The 2285-nt window shown below is 50.0% G+C and carries 1 protein-coding gene; it reads left to right on the top strand.

Going from position 1 to position 2285, the window contains the following annotated elements; genetic code table 11:
• The coding region (locus WCO51_12590) for a hypothetical protein (protein ID MEI6514090.1) at positions 1 to 2194 on the top strand (2194 nt) is incomplete at its 5' end.
• Positions 2195 to 2285: the final 91 nt, after the last annotated feature.

Here is a 2285-nt window from a genome sequence, read left to right as displayed (position 1 = left end):
CCCCCATATAGAATGGCGAACAGGTAATGGCGAAATTGAAGTCACAGAGGGGTTTTTCTCTAAGGCCGAAGTTATCGATGGCAAACTGACCCTATCAGGACAAGCCGGGCCTCATTTAATTACCCTCCAAATTTCCATATCAGATGGTGATCGTGTTCATATCAAAGTAAGTGACTCAGTTGCCGGCACGGATGTGCAGTTAGGGCAGTTGATGAGCCAGTTCTACTTTACGCCGGGTGGGAAGGCGTTTGGGTATACGATGCCGCTTGATTTTGCGTGGCTGCCAAATTTGCATGATGATGTGAAGCACGTCTGCGGCGACCACTTCTTCCGATCACCGGCGGCGATTGTGGTTTCGGAAGGGGTTTATGCCGCATTAATCCCCGATTTAGATGCCCTTGCCAAGCAAAGAATCGTTCCCCACGCGCTTGATCTTCGAGTGGATGGTACTCCCGCCGAAGCCCCACGGCTCTCCTATGGCCTATGCACCTGGCATGCGGATGGGCATGTGTTTAATAAGCATGAGGCCGAAGAAACAGCGCCTGTGTCTGAAGGCGAGTTGGCCTATGAGTTCGACCTCTTCTTTGGCCCCACTGAAGGAATGGAGGGGATAGTTCAGCGTGTCACCACCTATCTCTGGGAACGATATGGGCGCCGATTCATGGCCGATATTCGCCCCCAGATCATGCCCTTCGAAGAATACGGCCGCCGATATGCTTATCCCAATGAGCTAAAAAAGACCGTCGCCATGACCACGATAAACGGCAAGCAATGCGCTGGGATTAATAACCCGCGACGCCGCGGCTCGAACTTTCATGCATGGGAAAACGATCTCCATGTAGGCTTTGGCATTCGCCATTATGGAGAGAAATGGGGCAGTGAAGAACTTCGCCAAATTGGTGACGGCATTCTGCAACTCAGCCTTGCCGCTCCATCAAACAAAGGGGCGTTTGCATGCGTTTACAATTGGGAAACCGGCAAATATGAAGGTTCATTCTTTGAGACAGCGCGCTCCATTGATCCTATGGATGGTTATGATTCCGCAGCGATGAGCGTGAGCGCGTGGTGGAGGCTCTATTGGTATGAACACTACGGCCAAGACCCCGAAATCCTAAGCAGCGTAGTCGAATACTCCCGGTTTTTAACGGATGTACAGCTTCCATCAGGTGCTATCCCAACCTATTTCTTTTCCGATCTAAAGCCTGCGAGACAGCTTTTAGAAAGCGCGACCACCGCCATCAGCGGCGCTACTCTTGCCAAAACAGCTGCTTTCACTGGTGACCCGAAATTCGTTAAAGCCGCGCTTAAGGCCGGAGAGTACCTGCTTAAAGAAATCCTGCCCAAAACTCTATTCCAAGACTTTGAGGCTTTCTATTCCTGCAGCCCAAAGCCGTTGCACTGGATTGACCGATGGACGGGGATCCCGCCCGTCAATAACCTCGCCATCCAATGGGCCGCAGACCACTTCCTTTCTCTTTACCAACTAACGAACGAATCGCATTGGTTAGAAAAAGGAGAATATACGCTCGGGCTTCTCTCGCTTTTCCAGCAAGTCTGGACACCTCCGCACTTTGAAGCCTATCTATTCGGTGGTTTTGGCGTTATGAATACTGACAGCGAGTGGAATGATGGTCGGCAGGCGCGATTTGTTTCAACCTACGCCGATTACTATCGAGCAACCGGCAAGTTGGAATATCTCGAACGGTCTATTGCCTCTTGCCGAGCAGCTTTCGCCCTTATGGACATCGAGGAAAACCATCGCAACAACATCAACCAAATTGTCATGGCCAAAGGACCCGGCGAGGGCTATGCGTTGGAGAATGTCGGTCATGCCGGTGAAGGCTCGATTAGAGGCGGTGGCTGGTCAGGTTATAATTGGAGCGCTGGGGGCGCATTAGCTGCCGGAGCATACCTCGAACGTTACTTTGGAAATGTTTGGGTAGATACTGAAACCAAAACGGTTGTCCCAATCGATGGAGTTCGCGCCGAACTCATTGCTTGGGAACAGAATCAGGTTAAGCTCATAGTCAAATCCGCTCTTGACACTCTGCCTTGCCCATATACCGAGCAAAGAAATATTCTAATTAAATTCGGGAACATGCCCACGGGGCACTTTGACATTAATGTGAACGGTGAAGCCATAGCGAATTTAAGTTCAGAGCAGCTTCGGGGCGGCATCACTATTTGCATTTAAGATTGAATAAATTCATTGCTCCAAGCACATGGGAAAATACGAACCTCTCCATGAATTAATAGTTATATTTGTATTAAGTGCTTGTAGATAT

The sequence above is a fragment of the bacterium genome (genome assembly GCA_037131655.1).
Taxonomy (GTDB): domain Bacteria; phylum Armatimonadota; class Fimbriimonadia; order Fimbriimonadales; family JBAXQP01; genus JBAXQP01.
Note: the sequence above shows the minus strand (reverse complement) of the source record. Positions and strands in the feature narration are given on the sequence as shown.